At 38.6% G+C, this 19,658-nt stretch carries 15 protein-coding genes and 1 pseudogene; 4 read left to right on the plus strand and 12 right to left on the minus strand.

The genetic code is table 11. The features are described from left to right. Positions 1–2 precede the first annotated feature (2 nt). The 7 genes and pseudogenes from ACE3RB_RS02280 to ACE3RB_RS02310 all read right to left on the minus strand — a co-directional run bounded on the left by ACE3RB_RS02280 (position 3) and on the right by ACE3RB_RS02310 (position 9,691). Positions 3–4,339, minus strand: a pseudogene (locus ACE3RB_RS02280) (CusA/CzcA family heavy metal efflux RND transporter). Positions 4,340–4,560: 221 nt separating this feature from the next. Next, the gene (locus ACE3RB_RS02285) at positions 4,561–4,923 is read right to left on the minus strand and encodes a hypothetical protein (protein ID WP_374462702.1); all 363 of its coding nucleotides are present in this window, start codon (positions 4,921–4,923) and stop codon (positions 4,561–4,563) included. A gap of 132 nt (positions 4,924–5,055) precedes the next feature. Further along, positions 5,056–5,625 carry a Crp/Fnr family transcriptional regulator gene (locus ACE3RB_RS02290; RefSeq protein ID WP_374462703.1) on the minus strand — a complete coding sequence of 190 codons (570 nt, stop codon included), beginning with the start codon at positions 5,623–5,625 and terminating at the stop codon, positions 5,056–5,058. Positions 5,626–5,691: 66 nt separating this feature from the next. Then, complete coding sequence (locus ACE3RB_RS02295; protein ID WP_374462704.1) at positions 5,692–6,456, minus strand: siderophore-interacting protein; 765 nt, start codon at positions 6,454–6,456, stop codon at positions 5,692–5,694. Between the two features lie 2 nt (positions 6,457–6,458). Continuing rightward, positions 6,459–7,634, minus strand: a complete 1,176-nt coding sequence (locus tag ACE3RB_RS02300; RefSeq protein ID WP_374462705.1) for an MFS transporter — start codon at positions 7,632–7,634, stop codon at positions 6,459–6,461. Positions 7,635–7,718: 84 nt separating this feature from the next. Next, entirely contained in the window at positions 7,719–8,327 is a 609-nt protein-coding gene (locus tag ACE3RB_RS02305) for a hypothetical protein (RefSeq protein WP_374462706.1), read from the minus strand. Positions 8,328–8,908: 581 nt separating this feature from the next. Then, entirely contained in the window at positions 8,909–9,691 is a 783-nt protein-coding gene (locus ACE3RB_RS02310; protein WP_374462707.1) for a helix-turn-helix domain-containing protein, read from the minus strand. Between the two features lie 70 nt (positions 9,692–9,761). Between ACE3RB_RS02310 and ACE3RB_RS02315 the strand changes: the two genes are divergently transcribed. Then, positions 9,762–10,967 (plus strand): CynX/NimT family MFS transporter, encoded by a 1,206-nt coding sequence (locus tag ACE3RB_RS02315; protein ID WP_374462708.1) that lies wholly within the window; start codon positions 9,762–9,764, stop codon positions 10,965–10,967. 175 nt (positions 10,968–11,142) lie between these two features. Here the strand turns inward: ACE3RB_RS02315 and ACE3RB_RS02320 are convergent, their stop codons facing one another. After that, positions 11,143–11,913 (minus strand): MBL fold metallo-hydrolase, encoded by a 771-nt coding sequence (locus tag ACE3RB_RS02320; protein ID WP_374462709.1) that lies wholly within the window; start codon positions 11,911–11,913, stop codon positions 11,143–11,145. A 92-nt stretch (positions 11,914–12,005) separates the two neighbouring features. Between ACE3RB_RS02320 and ACE3RB_RS02325 the strand changes: the two genes are divergently transcribed. Further along, positions 12,006–12,320, plus strand: coding sequence for a winged helix-turn-helix transcriptional regulator (locus ACE3RB_RS02325; RefSeq protein WP_374462711.1), 315 nt, complete (start codon positions 12,006–12,008; stop codon positions 12,318–12,320). A 206-nt stretch (positions 12,321–12,526) separates the two neighbouring features. On the opposite strand, the gene ACE3RB_RS02330 is transcribed toward ACE3RB_RS02325, so the two are convergent. Beyond that, positions 12,527–14,239: an RICIN domain-containing protein gene (locus ACE3RB_RS02330; protein WP_374462712.1), complete on the minus strand. Its 1,713-nt coding sequence runs from the start codon at positions 14,237–14,239 to the stop codon at positions 12,527–12,529. A gap of 587 nt (positions 14,240–14,826) precedes the next feature. On the opposite strand from ACE3RB_RS02330, the gene ACE3RB_RS02335 reads away from it, so the two are divergent. Together ACE3RB_RS02335 and ACE3RB_RS02340 are read left to right on the plus strand one after the other, a co-directional pair. Further along, positions 14,827–15,324 carry a hypothetical protein gene (locus ACE3RB_RS02335; protein ID WP_374462713.1) on the plus strand — a complete coding sequence of 166 codons (498 nt, stop codon included), beginning with the start codon at positions 14,827–14,829 and terminating at the stop codon, positions 15,322–15,324. 12 nt (positions 15,325–15,336) lie between these two features. Continuing rightward, positions 15,337–16,278, plus strand: coding sequence for a T9SS type A sorting domain-containing protein (locus ACE3RB_RS02340; protein ID WP_374462811.1), 942 nt, complete (start codon positions 15,337–15,339; stop codon positions 16,276–16,278). A 133-nt stretch (positions 16,279–16,411) separates the two neighbouring features. Here the strand turns inward: ACE3RB_RS02340 and bioA are convergent, their stop codons facing one another. The 3 genes from bioA to bioD all read right to left on the minus strand — a co-directional run bounded on the left by bioA (position 16,412) and on the right by bioD (position 19,612). Then, complete coding sequence (gene bioA / locus ACE3RB_RS02345; RefSeq protein ID WP_374462714.1) at positions 16,412–17,704, minus strand: adenosylmethionine--8-amino-7-oxononanoate transaminase; 1,293 nt, start codon at positions 17,702–17,704, stop codon at positions 16,412–16,414. Positions 17,705–18,015: 311 nt separating this feature from the next. Further along, positions 18,016–18,999 (minus strand): biotin synthase BioB, encoded by a 984-nt coding sequence (gene bioB / locus ACE3RB_RS02350; protein WP_374462715.1) that lies wholly within the window; start codon positions 18,997–18,999, stop codon positions 18,016–18,018. A gap of 4 nt (positions 19,000–19,003) precedes the next feature. Next, positions 19,004–19,612 carry a dethiobiotin synthase gene (gene bioD, locus ACE3RB_RS02355; protein ID WP_374462716.1) on the minus strand — a complete coding sequence of 203 codons (609 nt, stop codon included), beginning with the start codon at positions 19,610–19,612 and terminating at the stop codon, positions 19,004–19,006. Positions 19,613–19,658 lie beyond the last annotated feature (46 nt).

A 19,658-nucleotide genomic window follows, 5' to 3' on the forward strand; every position in this document is an offset into this window, starting at 1 on the left:
TATTATTTTGAAATTAAGAATTGAAGTTCTGCTCCGGTCTGATTAAGCTTTTCCAGCTGGTCAATATAATCTGCTTTGGTTTTTACGGCCTGGTTCACGAGGATTACCCAATTCAGGTAATCAATTTCCCCCACTTCCATCTGTTTCTGCGCTGTTTTTAAAATCGTTTCAGATTTTGGAAGCTGTTTTTGTTCATAATTTTCAATGATCCGCTGTTGATTCATATAATTGGCCAGCTGTTGGTTTAACCTGTTTTTAAGCTCAATTTCTTTTCTTCTGTACTGGTTTTCGGAGATGGCAATTTTTGCCTGTGCTGCTTTTGCCAAAGCTCTTTGTCCTTTTGTAAATAAAGGAATTCCTACACCCACCTGAACGGAGTTGAAACGGTTATTATTGATATTTTTCATACTCTGGTTGGTATATCCCACAAGGAGATCAGGAAGCAGTCTGCTTTTTTCCAGCTGTACTTCTGCTTCTCCTACTTTGATCTGTTGCTGCAGATACTGTAGCTCCGGATGCTGCTTTACCATTTCTTCAGAGATCTGAAGACCCATATTTATCGTTGGTTTATCAGCTATGGGTTGGTAAGGCATTTCGGATTGAAGTAACAGTTGAAGCTGAAGTTTTGCTATGTTCAGATCATTTTCAAGAGTATTCAGCTGAACTTTTACCTGTTCTTTCTGGATTTCTGCTGTGGATTCTTCCAGGATATTGGCTTCTCCTTTTTTTAATCTTAATCCTGCTTTATCGGCAAAATTACTGTACAGCTGGCTGATGTATTCCAGCACTTTTTTCTTTTCCTGAAGGACCAATATTCTGTAGAAAACATCTGTCACTTCCTTGGTAAGCTGTGCCTTTGTCAGATTCTGATTGATAATACTGGCAGACCATTCGGTATCCAGCATCTGCTTCCTTTTTGAATATACTGTCGGAAAGCTGAATCGTTGAGAAATTCCGAATGAATTATCGGTTTCCTCACCCTGAATCTGCCCAAACCCTCCGGTAACTTCGAGCTGTGGAATATCCAGATAGCTGGCTTTCAGCTTTTCCTGATAATCTGATACTAATTTTGAGTTTTTAAGAGTGCCATTTTGCAGGTATGCTTTTTCCAAAGCCTGGTCGTAAGTAATATTTTCCTGGGCCTGATAACTTCCAAAGGTGATCATCAGTAAGAAAACAGACAGTTTTTTATAGTTGGATTTTTTAGAGAATTTCATTTTATTTTTATTAATATGTTCAAAAAGGACGTACAGAATAGGGAGTACAAACAAGGTTAAAAGGGTTGCAAGCATCAAACCTCCGATTACTACGGTTGCCAAAGGTCTCTGTACTTCCGCTCCCGCACCATTGCTGATGGCCATAGGAAGGACCCCTAAAGAAGCTACAAAAGCTGTCATCAAAACCGGGCGAAGCCTGATTTTTGTTCCCATCAGTACAATTCTGCTGGTGTTGGTTATTCCGTTCTTTTTCAATCGGTTAAACTCTGATATCAAAACAATTCCATTAAGCACTGCAACTCCGAATAACGCAATGAATCCCACGCCTGCACTGATGCTGAAAGGCATCCTTCTCAATGCCAGAAAATAAACTCCTCCGATGGCAGACAACGGAATGGCGGTGTAGATCAGTAAGCTGTGTTTTACAGAACCGAAGGCAAAGAATAATAAAAGGAAAATCATTACTAATGAAATAGGAACAGCCACTTCAAGTCTGGCTTTAGCTTCATTCAGATTTTCAAAAGCGCCTCCATATGAAACGGTATATCCGGGTGACAGTTTGAGGCTTTTGCCTGCTTTTTGCTGAAGTTCTTCCACAATGCTCTGAACATCTCTTCCTCTTACATTAAAACCTACAATGATTCTCCTTTTTGTATCTTCCCTCTGAATCTGGTTCGGACTGTTTTTAAGTTCTACTTTAGCCAGCTGTGATAAAGGAATCTGTTCCCCGGAAGTGGTAGGAACCAGAAGATTTTGAATGCTTGTAATATCTTTTTTATGTTCATTATCCATTCGGACAACAATATCAAACTTCTTCTCACCTTCATATAAAGCGCCTGCGGTCTGGCCTGCAAAAGCCATGTTGATCACCCTGTTGATATCTGCCACTGAAATATTATAACGGGACAGTTCAGAACGGTTATAATCAATAACAACCTGTGGAGCGCCTACCACTGGTTCAATATAAAGATCCTGGGCACCTTTCACTGTATTGATGATGCTTCCCATCTTTTTTGCATACAAAGCAAGGCTGTCCAGATCTTCACCATAAATCTTGCAAACCACATCCTGTCTTGCTCCCGTCATCAGCTCATTGAAACGCATTTGTACAGGAAACTGGAAGCTGGTTGTCAATCCCGGAATAACGCTTAATGCTTTACTCATTTTATCAGAAAGCTCCGGAAATGTTTTGGCAGAGGTCCATTCCTTTTTAGGCTTTAAAACAATGATAATATCCCCGGCATCCATGGGCATAGGCTCTGTGGGAATTTCAGCACTACCGATTTTGGTCACTACTTTTTCCACTTCGGGAAACTGTGTTAAAAGGATGTGCCCGGCCTGCGTAGTTGCTTTTTTTGTTTCGTTGATGTTGCTTCCCTGGAGGATTCTCATTTCAACGGCAAAGTCACCTTCTTCCAATGACGGAATAAACTCTCCTCCCATTCTGGAAAGGGTAAAAACGGCACCTGCAAAAAGGATCAGCACGCTCAGGATTATTGTTTTTCTGTATTTAAGTGTTTTCATCAGGAGCTTTTGGTGGCCTGTTTCCACTTTACCCATGACACGGTCTGAAATGTTTTCTTTTTCTTTCTTTTTTCTGCTTAATACCAAAGAACTCATCATCGGAATATAAGTGAGAGAAAGTATAAATGCACCGATCAGCGCAAAAGCAACCTTCTGTGCCATAGGCTTGAACATCTTTCCTTCAATCCCCTGAAGTGTAAAAATCGGAAGATATACAATTAAAATAATGATCTGTCCGAAAACAGCACTGTTAACCATCCTGGTAGCCGAGCCTGAAACCTGGTCATCCATTTCCTTTTTGCTGAGCATATTGTCTTTCCCGAAATGTTTTTTGTGGGCGAGCTGGTGCAGCACTGCTTCTACGATGATGACGGCTCCATCTACGATAAGCCCGAAATCAAGTGCTCCAAGGCTCATCAGGTTCCCTCCCACACCAAAGATGTTCATCATGATAATGGCGAAAAGCATAGCCAAAGGAATTACAGAAGCTACCAGTAATCCTGCCCTGAAGTTTCCTAAAAATAAGACAAGAATGAAAACCACGATCAGTGCACCTTCCATCAGGTTTGTTTTTACCGTACTGATTGTATTGTTTACCATTTTGGCACGGTCAAGGAAAGGCTCAATGACGACTCCTTCCGGTAATGATTCCTGAATTTTTTCCAGTCTTTCTTTAATATTTCCGATCACAACATTGGCATTCTCCCCTTTCAGCATCAGAACGATAGCTCCGGATACTTCTCCGGTATCATTATAGGTCATAGCACCATACCTTGTCGCATAACCGATCTTTACGGAGGCTACATCTTTGATATGCACTGGAATGCCTTCCCGGGTTTCCGCTACCTGAATGTTCCCGATATCTTCCGTACTTCCCAGAAGCCCCTCACTTCGGATGAACAAAACTGTTTCCTTCTTTTCAATATAAGCTCCTCCCGTATTCTGGTTGTTTTTCTCCAGAGCAGCAAAAACATCATTGATATTGATATTAAATGCCTGAAGCTGATTGGGATTAATGGCAATTTCGTACTGTTTCAGTTTTCCTCCGAAACTGCTGACATCTGCCACTCCTTTGGTCCCAAGAAGCTGCCTTCTGACCACCCAGTCCTGGATTGTCCTAAGTTCCGTTTCGTCATATATATTTTCATAGCCTTTTTTGGCTCTTACCACATACTGGAAAATTTCTCCCAGCCCGGTGGAAATAGGTCCTAATTCCGGCTTGCCAATTCCTGCCGGGATATTATCCTGAACAAGCTGTAAACGTTCCTGAACCTGCTGACGGCCCAATACACATCGGTATTATCATCAAAAACTACAGTCACTAATGAAAGTCCGAAACGTGAAAAGCTTCTCAGCTCTGTAATTCCGCTGATATTGCTGGTAGCCTGTTCAATAGGAAACGTAACAAGCCGTTCTATATCTGCCGCACCGTAAGAAGGCGCCGTTGTAATGATCTGAACCTGATTATTGGTGATATCCGGCTGAGCATCAATAGGAAGTTTCGTGGTTTCGTAGATCCCAAAAAGTACAAGCCCCACTGTAAACAGAGCAACGATGAGTTTATTCTTTACAGAAAACTCAATAATTTTATTTAACATGAAAAAACTATTAATGGATAACCCGGAGGCAAAACGTTCCTGAATGAAGTCTTTATTTATTCACAGACAGCGACTGAAAACCTTCCGGCCTCATCATTATATCTTAAGAAAATAAAGTTAGTAATACATCATAAACAACGTTATCATGCACAACAGGTTAAATTGATATGTAATAATAAATGGACTGCTTTAAGACTAAAGCAATTTCAGTATAGAATCAATTAAGAAAGCCGCGGAGGCTGGAAAATCTGAGAAAGGTACTGATGGGAAAAATCTTTTTCCTTATAGATACTGGTTTTCTTTGAAACCGTAATCTCCTTAGTTTTTTTTATTTCAAATGTCAGTTCCGGAAGCTGGGCATGTACAGTCAGTACAATAGGAGGATTGATAAACGGCAGCTTCTGGTCTGTATCCCAGTCAGAATCCTGCTTGTGGTTATCATAATGTTCCATGACAAATTCTGAAAGACTCCCATGGTATTCCATGAAATGTTCAACAAACATAGGCACCTTCAGTACTTCCCCCGCATTGGTGGTAGCCAGCACATACATCATTGAGCATAATATGGAGAACCATTTTAACATTGGTGCAAATATAAGGCTTAAATTTTTCCTGAGAAGGCTGTAGTATTAAATTTTTGAGAATTTAATCCAGTTTAAAAATGGTTTAAATAAATAATAGTTATTCCAAATAATGTTAGATTCACCAAACAAAAATTAAATTCTGGATTTCAGTCTGCTCAGTGTTTCCTGTGAAATATTTAGATAGGAAGCCACCATTTTATTAGAAAGCCGGCGTACAATAATCGGATTTTCTTCCAGTAGCTGTTTGTATTTTTCAAGAGCATCCTGCACCATAAAAGACATCAGTCTTTTTGTGTTGGCAATACAGGCAATTTCAATATAAATTCTGTAAAATTTTTCCCACTGAGGAATAATGTCCAGTAAATGATAAAAATCCTGGTGGGTAATATAGTATACCTCCGAATCTTCTACAGCCTGAAGAAGCTCATCCGAAGGTTCTGAAGTAATAAAGGTATGAAGTGCTGTGGCAAACTGATTTTCAAAAGCAAAATATCTTGTAGAATCCTGTCCCTCCTTATTAATATAAAATATCCGTAAACAGCCTTTTACAACAAAGAATGTTTTCTTAGGAGAGTGAACATTGGTAACGAGAAGCTCGTTCTTCTTTAATTTGACAGGTTTGAAATAAGAAAGAATAACTTTCAATTCTTCATCTGTTATTGATATTTTGCTTTTAATATATGAAACTAATACGTCTTCCATTTATTTAAATCAGTCACAGCAAATTTAGCAATAAATATATTAAAAAATTACTGCTGTTCCGGCTTCTTATGTGCTTTCGGACGATTTCCCTTCCGCCTGCCCTGCTCTCCAATAGGAACAGGCATACATGGCATGGGTGTCCCATTTCAGATTTGTTTTAAAATAGGTGCGAAGTTCCTGCACCGTTGTATATTCTGCTGCGATATAAACATATTCTTTCAGAACGCCAGGTGGAAACCGAAAAGATTTAACTGTTTCTGAAAGCTGACTTCCGTTTTCAGGATGAGGATTGTGAAGCCATTCCACCGAAATATCTGCGGCGGAACACAGAATAAGCTCATCTTCCCTGCCTGCAACTTCCAATATTATCTTTGCTGTTACATAAGACGGAAGCTGTTCTGCTATGGCACTGATGACCGGTAACGCTGTAGCATCCCCTGCCAGCAGATAAAAATCAGCATCAGGAACTAAAGGTCTTGTACTTTCTTTCATCCCTATTTCCAGTATATCACCCGGATTGGCTCTCAGTGCCCAGGCAGAAGCAGGTCCGTTATCACCATGGGCAACGAAATCTATAATTAATTCGCGCTTTTCCAGATCAATTTTTCTGTTGGTATAGGTTCTGATAATAGAAGCACTTCCCTCTTCAGCCGGTATAAATATTTTATTGTTTGAACCGGAGCGTACATTAACTAATAATTCAGCCTGGTTATCATTTATTTTAAATACCACACGGATAAGGTGAGGCGTAAGATATTGTTTGTTTTTAACGATAAATGCAGAGCGTATTTTCTTTGTCTGCTCTGCCTGAGCAATTACAGAGTTTTCCATTCTTATTTTTTATTAATTAGTAGAATCACGATAGACACTATACAGCTGATGCCCCCGAAAAGATACACCGCCTGATAATCAAACCAGCCTGCGATTAATCCTGCAACAGGTCCTGCCAGCCCTAGTGAAAGGTCAACGAAAGCCACATACGCCCCCAATGCTGTTCCTCTCATCTGGAGTTTTACTTTTTGGATTGCAAGCACTCCCAGAGCTGGAAAAACCAATGAAAACCCAACACCCGTCAATCCACATCCGATAATGGCCAATATTTTGGATGCAGACGTCCAGATCAGCAGCTGTCCTGCTACTTCAATGATCAGAGAAAGTAAAGCAATCGTAAAACCTCCGTATTTATCTGGAAAAGAAGCAAATAGAATTCTGGTCAGAACATAGCATGCCCCGAAGATCATAAAGGCAAGTGAAGCATCACCCCAGTTTTTCTGTGAGAAAAATAAAGCAATAAAAGAAGCAATACATCCAAAAGCCATTGATGAAAAAGCAAGACTCAGTCCCTGTCCGGATATAGCACTAATTACCTTATAGAAAGGAGTTCGTACATGCTCTTTATCTACAGGAATAGAGGGAAGATTGGCGGTGGAAAGCCAGCTTATCACCGGAAGTAAGGCAATAAGGACAAAAGCAGGCAGAATATCATATTCTTTGCTTAGCCAGATGCTGATAGGTGCTCCAATTGCAATTCCCGCATACATAGCAATACCGTTCCACGTCATTACTTTCCCTGAGCTGCAATGTCCCACGAGACCTATTCCCCAGGTTAATGCTCCTGTAACCAGAAAACTTTCACCTACCCCATGAATAATTCTTGCCAGTAAAAGAAAGGCAAGTGCCAGCAGTGGATGAGCCTGAAATAATACAGCCAGTACATAAACTGCTCCGGCAATCACAGCCAGTATCACACCGGACATTTTTCTTTTCTTGGCTCCTTTTGTATCTGTGATTTTGCCGGAATAGGCCCGCGTTAAAAGTGTTGACAAGGACTGAAGGCCAATAACAAGTCCCACCATTATACTGTCAAAACCTAAGCTGCTCTGAACAAACCTGGGAAGTACCCCCAAAGCAATTCCTATCGTCAGGTAAACTCCAAATACCGAAATAATAATCGGAGCGGTCACCTGGTAGAAATTAATAGTCTGCCCCTTTTCTAATGTTGTACTCATAAATTTTGTTTAAAATATTCGGGTGCAAAGGTCCCCGAACAGCTAACACAAAACTTTGATCTAGATCAAAAAAGGGACAGGGTTTTAATCAAAATCTAAAAAACCATCGGTAAGCTGTTTCCATTGTATTTTGGCAACTCCAAACATTCCGGGAATGGCAATGAAAAGATTTCTTATTACATCAAGGAATTTTGCATTGAAATTTGGCCTTTCATTTCGTCCGTATACTGCTGCTTTCAGATGATCAAGGCTTCTGGATATCATGAAGGTAGAAGTAGCTGCGGAACCGTAGAAATGAGCAATATGGCGGTTTTTTTTATCCTGGGGATTTATGGAAGGTCTGCAGGTCATGGATATACTTTCAGAAAAGGTGTCCTGATAGAAACAAATATCTGTAACTTCTACCCAGTCATATCCTTTGGCTTCAGGTTCTCCCGGCCCCGGAATGTCAATCCGGATAAAATCTCCTTTCTGAGGTTCCCTGTTGACCGCATTACCATCAGAATCATACAATTTAAATGCTGCGAATGCTTTACCGCTATAACTTTCCCATTGATTCACTGAGAAAAATCTTTCTTTTAATATGGTAAATTTCAGCGGAATCAAATCCTGCCTGTATACTTTTCTGCTTTCCGTATCATGGAAACCTCCGGACTTTTGTGCAGGAACACCTTTGAATATCTTTGGACTCATATGATAAGGTTTTTAAGCAATTTAATCCAAAATCTATTCTGAATTTTATGAGCAGGGTCACAAAAAAGGTAAACGCCTGTTTGATTATGGACTTAAATAATCTATTTTCCGGCGGTCATTTTTCTTTTTGCAATTCCTTATTTTGGTTAGAAAACAGGCATACAATTCATATAACAGCGAATTATATTTTGCAGGCTGTGTATTTATATTGTCAATTCATAAATCCTAAAGAAAATAAAAAACAATTAGGAAATAATTACTTTTACTTAAAATAAATAATTTTTAAAAAAAATGAGCTTACGATGTTTTGCATAATATGATTTTTGTTTATATTTGTGAATCGAAATAATTTTTTTTCATCATTTGTGTTTTTTTAAGGTCTCCACTTATGGAGACCTTTTTGTTTTCAATTGTATCATAAACGAATATTGGCTATTGAAGTGGAAAAATAATTGAAATGTGAAATATTTCTTTTTTTAATATCGCTAATTGCTTTTACATAAAGGAATGTGTGAAGTTTTATAATGTTAATAATTCCCTTTTTTATCGAATATTGAACTGCTTTAAATGCTTTTTGAAGCTTATTGAATGGTCTTAATGAAATCAGTGGGCCTGAACTGCATCACAGCCTGAAAACTTCTGGTGAATGCCTGAACACTCTTATACCCTACTTCATAGGCCGTTTCTGAAACCGTAAGAGTGCCCGAGCTTAAAAATTCCAGACTTTTAATGATGCGAAGCATCTGCTGGTATTTGCTTAAAGTAAGTCCTGTTTCTTTTTTGAAAATTCGTTCCAGTGTACGGAAAGAAAGAAGAGCTGTGTCACTGAGATCTTCCATCTTGATTTCATTCCGGTAATGGCTGTGAAGATGTTCTATGACTTTGGTAAGGCGTTTGTCTTTCGGAAGACTGATGTGAAGGGTCAGTGAATGCTCTACAAACCTTGGAAGTTCGTTAAACAGTGCTTTCAGAAAAATGTTTTCATCATGATCTGAATTCATCAGCTTTGACCATTTCTCGGAATATTTGATCATTTCTTTTAAAACCGGAGGGACGGAAAATACATTGATCTCATGATAGAAAGGATTATCCGTACTGATATCTGCAAACATGATCATCAATTTTATTTTTTCAGAATGTGAATTCGTTTTGTGAATAGCATTCGGGGGAATCCATACAGCGTGATTCTGCGGAAGAAGATAGATTTTTTCCTCAATAGTGATATACTGGAAGCCGCTTTCCACATAGACCAGTTGGCCTTTCTGATGGTGGTGAAATACATCATCGTGAACCCAGTTTTCTTCAAACCAGACGAAATAAGGTTTCTTCAGTTCATCTATTTTTATGCTGTCGTTCACGTTCATGTCGTTTTAGGTTAAAATTTTGGCAAAATTAAACAAAATTACTAAGCTAATTTTGCACAAAAGTTTAATTATGATGAAGAATGAAGTAAAAAAGAATGCTTCGTATGTTTTATTAATCATTAATGTTCTGGTCGTTATATTGATTTCCAGCAATCTCCGTTCCCCGATTGTTGCAGTTGCGCCTGTGTTGGGAGAAGTAAGAGATGCCTTAAATCTGGACAATTTTCAGGTGAGTTTACTGACTTCTATTCCACTGTTTATGTTTGCAGCCTGTTCTGTGCTGGTCAGCAGATTTTCCAATAAGTTCGGGATCAGTAAACTGCTGATGTATTCTCTGATTATTTTAAGCTTTGGTTTATTTTTAAGAATCAGCGGATCTCTTTGGCTTTTATTTTTAGGTTCTATCTTCATTGGCTTGGGAATATGCATTGGTAATGTAGTTACTCCTGGATATGTTAAAAATAATTTTCCGAAACAGATTGGCCTCATGACAGGGATTTTTGCTGTATCTATGAATCTTACGGCAGCTCTGGCTTCGGGGTTTAGCGTGAAAATCGGAGAATGGACAGGATTCGGATGGAAAGGCTCCCTGGGAATATGGCTGGTGATCGCAGCATTGGGCTTTCTGGTTTTATCATTGGAACTCATTCTCAATAAAAGAAATCCTGATCAGCCCAAAACGGCACTCAGTACTTCAGATTTTAATATGTTCAGATCTGCTCAGGCATGGAATATCAGTATTTTTATGGGGCTGCAGTCTTTATTTTATTATTGTCTGGTAGCATGGCTGCCTTCATTTCTTGCTGATTTTCATATGCAGGGAGAAAGTTCCGGCTGGGTATTTTTTGTGATTCAGATTACGATGATTCCTGTTACGTTCTGTTGTCCGATTATTGCCAGCAAAATGAAAGATCAGAGAGTTATGATCCTTTTTATCTGCACTCTGATGTTCGGAAGTACCATGATGTTTGTCTTCCTGAAGTCTCAATGGATTTACGTAAATGCTGTGATCATAGGGATTTCCAATGGATTGTCTTTCAGTTTATCCATTCTGTTCTTTTCCACAAGAACGAAAAGCAGCATCAACGCGGTTAAAATATCAGGGATGGCACAGTCGGTAGGATATCTGATTGCCGCTTTTGGACCTCCAATATTCGGTAAGCTGCATGACTGGGATGTTTCCTGGAACAGTTCATTTTATTTATTGAGTTCTGCGGTACTGTTAATGCTCTATTTCGGAATGAAGGCTGCGAGAAATAAATATGTAGAAGATTAAGACATAAGGTAAAGAGACTGTCTCAAAAGTGTCATTCTGAATGAAATGAAGTGGTTGCCAATGAGATTCTTCTTTCGTCAGAAATCGAAGATTTGACTTAGTCAATGGCAAAAGCCAAATTATTTGATTTTTGAGACAGTCTTTATTTTTTTTGCTTTTAAAACAGTTTTATTAATTAAAATTTTAATTCAGCTTCTTCACCGTCATCAAGTACAAAACATCTCTTCTCCAGTCCGTTTTCATTGATTTTCTCCGTAATAAATTTTCTGTCTTCCGTACAATGGCTTACGGCTTCAAGGTGAGTTACCCAAACAGCAGACTCCGGAGCATATTCACAGACTTTCAGAATGTCTTCACTGGTCATAATAATGGGATCTCCTATGGAAAAAGTAGCGGCTCCTCCTGCGACAATGATGTGTTGCGGCTGATGTTTAGCGATTTCCTGAGCAATTTCATCATACCAGATAGTATCTCCTGCGATGTATACTGATTTATTGTCTGTTTTAAATACAAAACCATTCACGATTCCCATTTTTTCTCCGATTTCTCCGGTTCCATGCTTTCCTTTGGTGGTCGATATCTCAATATTTTTGAATTGAACCGGATCATTATTAATGGCAATAATGTTTGTGAAACCTTGACCTGCAATTTGTTCCGAAATGACATCCGGGCAGATAACCGGAATATTTTTGTCAAGAAGTTCAATAGCAGCAGCGTCCCAATGATCAGGGTGAAGATGGGTTACAGCCACCGCATCTACGCTTTTTAATTTTTTATTTAATTCTTCTTTATTAAAAGGCAGGTCTACGAGAGGATTGAGTAATTCGCTGTCTGTCATTGGCATTTTTCCTCTCGAACCTTTGTCTCCGAGCATGGGATCTACCAGAATAGAAACTCCATCAATATTCAGTAGTAATGTTGCATTGCGCCACAATTGTAATTTCATTTTGGGTATTTTTGTAGAACAAAGGTATTACCTGATCACGGTAAAACAATCGAAGGTTACCAAAAGGTTAACCATAAATATTCAACTGACTTATGAATTTTGAAGAATTTAAAAACTGTGGATTAAGACGAAGTCTGGATGTCCTTTCAGGTAAATGGAAACCGTTAATTCTGCAAAACCTCTTTGAGGAAGATCGGGTACGTTTTGTGGAGCTTTGGCGGAATATGCCCAGAGTTTCCAAGAAAGTACTTGCGGAACAGTTGAAACAGCTGGAAAAAGATCTTATTATTGAACGCACTGAAGTGTATAATTTTCCACCGGAAGTTTATTATAAACTGACAGAAAAAGGTCAAAAGCTGGGGCCAATTCTTTCTGAACTTCATTCATGGGGAGACGGATTGACATAAAACAGCTAATTCAATTGTAAGTTTATATATGATTTACAGTTCAAAGGCATACTATCAGGAACAATGACAAGATTCCGAAATGAATTTCTTATGTAGTGAAGTTTTAGTTTTTTGTTTAAAAAAAATCGCGGTAAGGACTACTTACCGCGAAATAATATAAAAATTTTAGAAAATAAAGTCACATTTATTACCTCTTTCTGAGATGTTTAGTTCATTGCTATAAATTTGAACTTGAACAGTTGGCAGGATGTACCATAATAATCCCAAAGCTGTAAGTTAGAATTGCCGTCCATGGTACAGCTTGGAATATCCCAGCCACGGGTAGCATCAACCTTCGACAGAATTTTGTAATAACCATTGGAGACCGCAACTACCTGCCATGCCTGCGCATCATTGCTATAGTTCTGCCAAAGCCGGATTGAGGTTCCCAGTGTGTTGCTGTTACTTGTCAGGTCAATACAACGGTTAGATGCACTCGCTTTGGATACAAAACGCCAGTATCCATTTCCGGCATCAATAGCAACCCATCGCTGCGCGTTGGCACCATTCCTTGTCCATGGTCTCAGCACTGCGCCATTGGCATCCTCACCTGACTTTAAATCAAGTACTTTGTTGGCGTCGGTTTGAAATTCAATCTCGTAAATACCATTATTGACCAGGCTGCTGGTTGTGTTACAGTTTCCAACAGGATAATTGGAGGATGCATATTGCTGAAACCACTGTTTGGTTGGGGCAGCACATGCCTCCCAGTCATTATTGAAGGCTGTTCCTGCATTAGGATCTCCTTTGTGAAGCAGATCATCAGGGGCAAGGAGGTTCCAGCTCACATTGCCCGACTGATCCACAATATATTTTAAGTTTGCGCCAAATCCGCTTCCGCCTGCCGTACCGGTTGTAGCAACACCGAAGGTACCATACCCCTGAGGTGCCCAGTCGGTTTCTGTAATGGCGATAGGTGCAATGTCTGCGATTGGTTTAACGTTGATATTCCATGCATTTTGAAAGGATTGATAGTTGGTGACACCACCCCAGTAACCCGGGTAGATATGAACAGCATAGCCAATATTCCCTCCTGTGATCTGGTTATTAACATAGCCCTGATAATGCGATTGCCATCCCGTACCTGGTATCCAGCAAACATTATTGGCTCCGTTGTTACGGATAATATTCACTAAAGGCTGGAAGAAGTTTTTAAGTGCTGCAAAGTGCTCGTTTCCTGTAGAGCCCCATGTGCCATTTGTTCCGAGGATTTCAACGGGTTCATTAGCTAATTCGAACATTACGTTGTCGGCATTCTTTAAGCCAGGATGCTGTGACAAAAAGGTCCATACAGTTTTAAGATAGCTATGGTAGGCATCGTTTACGGCAATACGGTTTGGACATACGCCCGGCGGACGCAGGATAACATACATTCCCAGGCTGCGGGCATGGTTGATCAGTGGAATAATCACCTGATCCGTATAAGTAACCAGGCGGTTATAATTGAATCTTGAGATATCGTTCTCAGGGATGGCCGGTCCCGGATCATTGGTCCAATACGGATCAATATGTAGTCGGATGTAATTGAGATACCAGCCATCAGCAGCGTTGCTGAGTTTGGTCATGACAGCCTTGTTGTAGTTCAGAGCTCCCTGAACATTGTAATTGTCCCAGGTACAGTAGCCTGAATTGGCACCATACTGACATCCGTTAAACCAGGGGCTGGGTGTTATGGCAACACCATGTAAGAGTACCTTATTGCCGCAGGGATCTTGAAGATATCTGCCTCCGACATGCAGCATGGGTGTTGCTGCAAATGCCCTTGCGCTGGCGTTCAGATTGGTTTCAGGTTCATCCAGTAATTTTTTTTCTTCCATCGTAGAGCAGCTGGAAAGAATGATTAACAGAAAGGCCAGTAGCCACATTTTGTTTGTTTTCATAGTTTAAATATTAATATTATAGGGTGATTTATCAATTTTACTTTTAGCCATCAATTCTTCGACTCCCTATTCTGTATAGGAGTGCCAGATATTTTGACGGTAAGGTAATGTTGCAATAATGTAACGATGCTCAACAAGATCATGTGTTGATCTTCGTTACTTGTTCTTTGCCTTCAGATTTTGCAGTACAGTGGAACCGTTTCTATTCCATTTCATAGCTGAAAGCCTTTCTTCTTTTCCGGATTCTCCATACTTAAAAGTATGATATTGTGAAAATCCAAATAATCACGAGTTGTAATTGTTAGTTTGTGATAAAAATATGAATATTATTAAATACAAAGCAATACTTTTATTAAATTAACATAAAAAAATTAATATCATAAATAAAGTTGTTGATAAATAATTATAATTCTTTTTGTAGTAAGAAAATATGAAGAACCTTATCATAAATTTTCGTTTAGATGTTTATGAAAAAAGACGAAATGACTGTTTACTTTCTAAAATTTTACCATACATTTGAACCCACAACCTAAAAATTTCAGGCTTGCGGGTTATATTATAACCTCGAAAATTTAAAAAACCAAACAATGAAAAAACAATTATTATTTGTGCTTACTCTCGCAGCACAAGCTTCTTTTGCACAAATTATTTCCAAAGATCCTGCGTTTGCTTCAAACGGTATTTACACCCTTCCGGCAGGAAGCTCATATTTAGGAACGGGAAGCACGTATGCGGGAGAATTAACGGCAACGACAAATTCAGTATTTTATAAATCCTATAATACCAGTACCAACCAATTAATTATTTCTAAAGCGACAACTTACAGTGGTTCTTTAGATTTGACTTTTGGCACAAATGGTAAAATTGCATTGAATTACAATGACGGTTCTCTTGTTGGATTTATAAGACATACAGATGATAAATTAACTCTACTACTCAAACGATACGATTCTACGAGCAATGCATATTATCTGGATGTAGTTCGGTTACTTTCGAATGGACAATTGGACTCTTCATTTGGAAATGGAGGAATAAAAGTATTAGCCAATTTATCCGTTTCTTTTGAATTAACTAATCTTATATAGCAGGGAAATAAAATTCTTGTTTCAGGAATTAGTATGGATTCTTTTGGTCAAACTGATTCGAAAACTCATACTTTGAGATTAAATTCTGATGGTACATTAGATAATAGCTTTGGGAATAATGGAGAAATATTGACTTATCAACAGAATCCTTTTCAGAGTTCATATCTTCCTTATATCATTTTAGATAACCAACTTAATCTTCTTTTTTTTGGAAATGGTACAATAAAAAAATACACTGTTGACGGACAACCTATGACTGGTTTTGGTAACAACGGAGAAGTTTCGTTTAGTGGAGAACCCAGTATTGTAAAAGTAGATTCTGCTGATAAAATTGTGTATGCAAGAAATGATTTATCGTGGCAGACTCCACCTGTTTTAGGGAGGCTTAATGCAGATGGCACACCAGATACCACATTCAATTATAATGGTATTGTTGGTCTTGAATTTCGTGATATCTATGAAAAAAATGGTTCTTATTATATTGCGGGCTTTGCTGAACTCAATAATAGTGGCTACACTTATTATTATATTTCTAAACTTAATCAAAATGGAGCTATTGATCCCGTCTTTGGAGAATATATAGAAAATGATCCTGATTTAATTTATCATAGTATTAATTCAATAAAGGTTTTTGATGATAATATCATTGTGAGTACAGATGGAGAGACATTAAACATTGTAAATTATCTTATGAACGGCACAGCCACATTATCAACAAAGGCAACTGTAAAAAATAATACTGAAATTACTTTTGCTAGCCCTGTAGAACATCATTTAATTTACCAGGCAAAAGAAAAAATTAATAAAATAGAGATCTATTCTTTTGAAGGGAAATTATTGAAGACTGTAAAAGAAAATAATTCTGATGTTTCTGAGCTTTCTAAAGGAGTTTATTTTGCAAAAACTATTTTTGAAAATGGAATGCTCCTGACAAAAAAGCTTATTAAGAAGTAAAAATATTTAAAAAGCTAAAAAATCAGGTGTTATTGCAAAAGTAAAACGCTGAATATAACCTTAAAAACCTTATAGGTTTCCAAAACCTATAAGGTTAAAAAAATTAAAAATAATTATTACCGGAAGGGATCGTTCAGTCTTCAAACTGATCCAGAACTTCCATAATATTCTGATAGACAAAATCCAGTTCTCCAAAGGTGATGCAATATGGTGGGACCAGATAGATTACATTTCCCAACGGCCTCATGATAACCCCTCTCCGTAAGAATTCATTGTAAAGCTTCTTCCCTATTTCATTGAAATAAGAAGTCCCATTCCCGGTTTTAAAATCGAAGGCTAAAATAGTTCCGATCTGGCGAACTTTTTCCACACGAGGATGTAAAGCAAGTGCCTTCACAAACTCTGAATGTTGATGAGTGATGCGGTTGATATTCATTTGAGTTTCATTTGTCAATAGTAGTTCCATACTGGCAAGAGCCGCTGCACAGGCTAAAGGATTAGCTGTAAACGAATGCCCGTGGAATAAGGTTTTATACCGGTCTTCAGAAAGAAATGCCTTGTAGATGTCATTAGAACAGGTAGTAATTCCCATAGGCATGGTTCCGCCGGTAAGCCCTTTTGAAAAGCACATGATATCCGGTTTTTCCGTAAGATAATCTGCTGCAAAAAGTTTCCCTGTTCTTCCAAATCCGGTAAAAACTTCATCCTGAATCATAAGAATACCTTCTTCTCTGCAGAATTTCATCAACTGGCTTAGGTCTTCAGCTTTATAAATCAGCATTCCGGCTGCACCCTGAACTAGTGGTTCATAAATAAAACATGCTATTTCATCAGCCAGTTCTTTAATCTGTGATCGTAGGCTTTCAAGGCTTTCAGCATTGGGTGTATCAATAAAAACGACTTCAAAAAGCATGCTTTCAAAAGGTCTTGTCCAGAAGCTTTTTCCACTTACAGACATCGCTCCGAAGGTGTCTCCGTGATAGGCATTTTTAAAAGCTAAAATCTTTGTTTTCTTTTGACCTTTATTATATGCATATTGAATACACATTTTTAAGGCTACTTCTACCGCTGTAGATCCGTTATCAGAATAAAAAACTTTTTCCTGGCCGGATGGAAGAAGTTTCAGTAAATTTTCTGAAAGCTGTACCGCAGGTTCATGAGTGAAGCCTGCAAAAATAACCTGTTCCAGTGTATTTAACTGTTCAAATACACGTTGTGAGATATAAGGATGAGAATGTCCATGCAGTGTTACCCACCATGAAGAAACCACATCCATATATTTTTTTCCTTCGGTATCATATAGATAAATTCCTTTTCCTTTTACAATGGGAATGGCATCATCAGCGGTTTTCATCTGTGTGTAAGGGTGCCAGTTGACCGCTTTATCTCTCTCCTGCAGACTGATTTCTTTTGTTGCTGTATTCATATATTGATCTAAAAAGTGGTAAAGAAGAATGTGGTTTTTAAATTTTAACGCTATGATCGCCAGGCTTTTATTATATATGCTGTTGTTTTAAGCTCGCAAAGGTGTTTCACTCAATAATAAGAAATATTCTGCTTTGCTAAATAGAATGCCCTTGCAAACGAAATATTTTCAGAATTAAAAATCTTTTCTTTGCGAACTTTAGCGTTAAAAACTAATACTAGTACTGATGAAATCAGATATCAATGCTGCGATAAAAATCATAATACTAATAATCCAGCTCATCTCTCATTATTTTTATCGTTCATAATTGTCTAGCAGCATGTTTCTTTTTTCATCATAGGTTTCAGGCCTAAGGTCTGCAGCATCTGCATATCTTCAGAAACTCCAGGATTAGGTGTTACCAGTAATGTTTCTCTTTCTCCTGTGAAAATAGAATTGGCACCTGCCATAAAGCACCATGCCTGTTCTGTTTCAGACATTTCTATACGTCCGGCACTTAGTCTTACCATAGAAGATGGCATTACAATTCTTGCGGTAGCGATCATTCTTACCATTTCCCAGGTGTCTACTTTTTCATTATCAGCCAATGGTGTTCCTTCTACCCTTGCCAATGCATTGATGGGAACGGATTCCGGATGTTTTGGCATTGTGGCCAATGTCAGAAGCATTGAAATCCTGTCTCTGTGGGTTTCACCAAGCCCGATAATTCCTCCGGAGCATACTGTGATTCCTGCTTTTCTTACATTGTTGATCGTATTGATTCTGTTATCAAAAGTTCTGGTAGAAATGATTTCTTCATAATACTGCTCAGAGGTATCAAGATTGTGATTGTAGGCATACAGTCCTGCTTCCTGAAGCCTTACCGCCTGTTCTTCTGTAAGCATACCTAATGTGCAGCAAACTTCCAGGCCAAGTTCGTTTACCCCTTTTACCATGTCAATTACCCTGTCAAAATCACGGTTATTACGAACTTCACGCCACGCTGCCGCCATACAGAACCTTGAAGATCCGGAATCTTTTGCTTTTTGTGCATGGGCAATTACGGTTTCTGTAGGTAATAAAGCCTGTACTTTGATATTGGTATGATAACGGGCAGCCTGCCCGCAGTAGGAGCAGTCTTCAGGACATCCGCCAGTTTTGATGGATAATAAAGTAGAGATTTGCACTTCTGAAGGATCATGCCATTCCCGGTGTACGGTGGCGGCTTTATAAATAAGTTCCATCAGAGGTAAATGATAAATTTCCTCAATCTCTTCTTTCGTCCAGTTGTTTCTCAATGTTGTTTTTGTATCCATTATCCTAATTTTGTATTGTTAACTGTTTTGCAGCATGTTGTATAGACTCCTTATCAGTGATGGTGATTTCGGGAATCTTTATAATTTTTGTTTCTTTTTCAATAAAGCTGCAGATCACTCTTTCTGTATCTTCGGGGAAATCTCCGTTAAGAATTAGATATTCCAACGGTATTTCTCTCTGCTGTAAAGCTAAGATTGAAAGCAAGCTGTGATTGATGCAGCCCAGATAGTTTCTTACGACCAATGCTGCCGGGAGGTTTAATTCCTCAATCAGATCGATCATGAATGTTGTGTCTGAAATCGGCACCATAAGACCTCCGGCCCCTTCTACAATCAGTGGGTTTGCTGTTTTTGGAAGTCGAAAATCGTTCAGGCTGATCGTAATATTTTCTTCTCTTGCTGATTGATGTGGTGATGCAGCCAGCTGTAACCGGTAAGTTTCCGGATGGCAAACGTTAGTGTCTGTCCATGCTTCAATTTTATGGCTATCGGTATAATGCAGATCTCCTGATTGTATAGGTTTCCAGTATTCTGCTTTAAAATGCTGAACCAAAACGGCTGAGCATACTGTTTTTCCTATTTCGGTTCCTATTCCTGTTATAAATAGTTTCATGTTTTGATTTGGATTCGTGATTCGTGTTGCGGGGTTTAAAAATTAT

The sequence above is a fragment of the Chryseobacterium sp. genome (assembly GCF_041914225.1).
GTDB lineage: Bacteria > Bacteroidota > Bacteroidia > Flavobacteriales > Weeksellaceae > Chryseobacterium.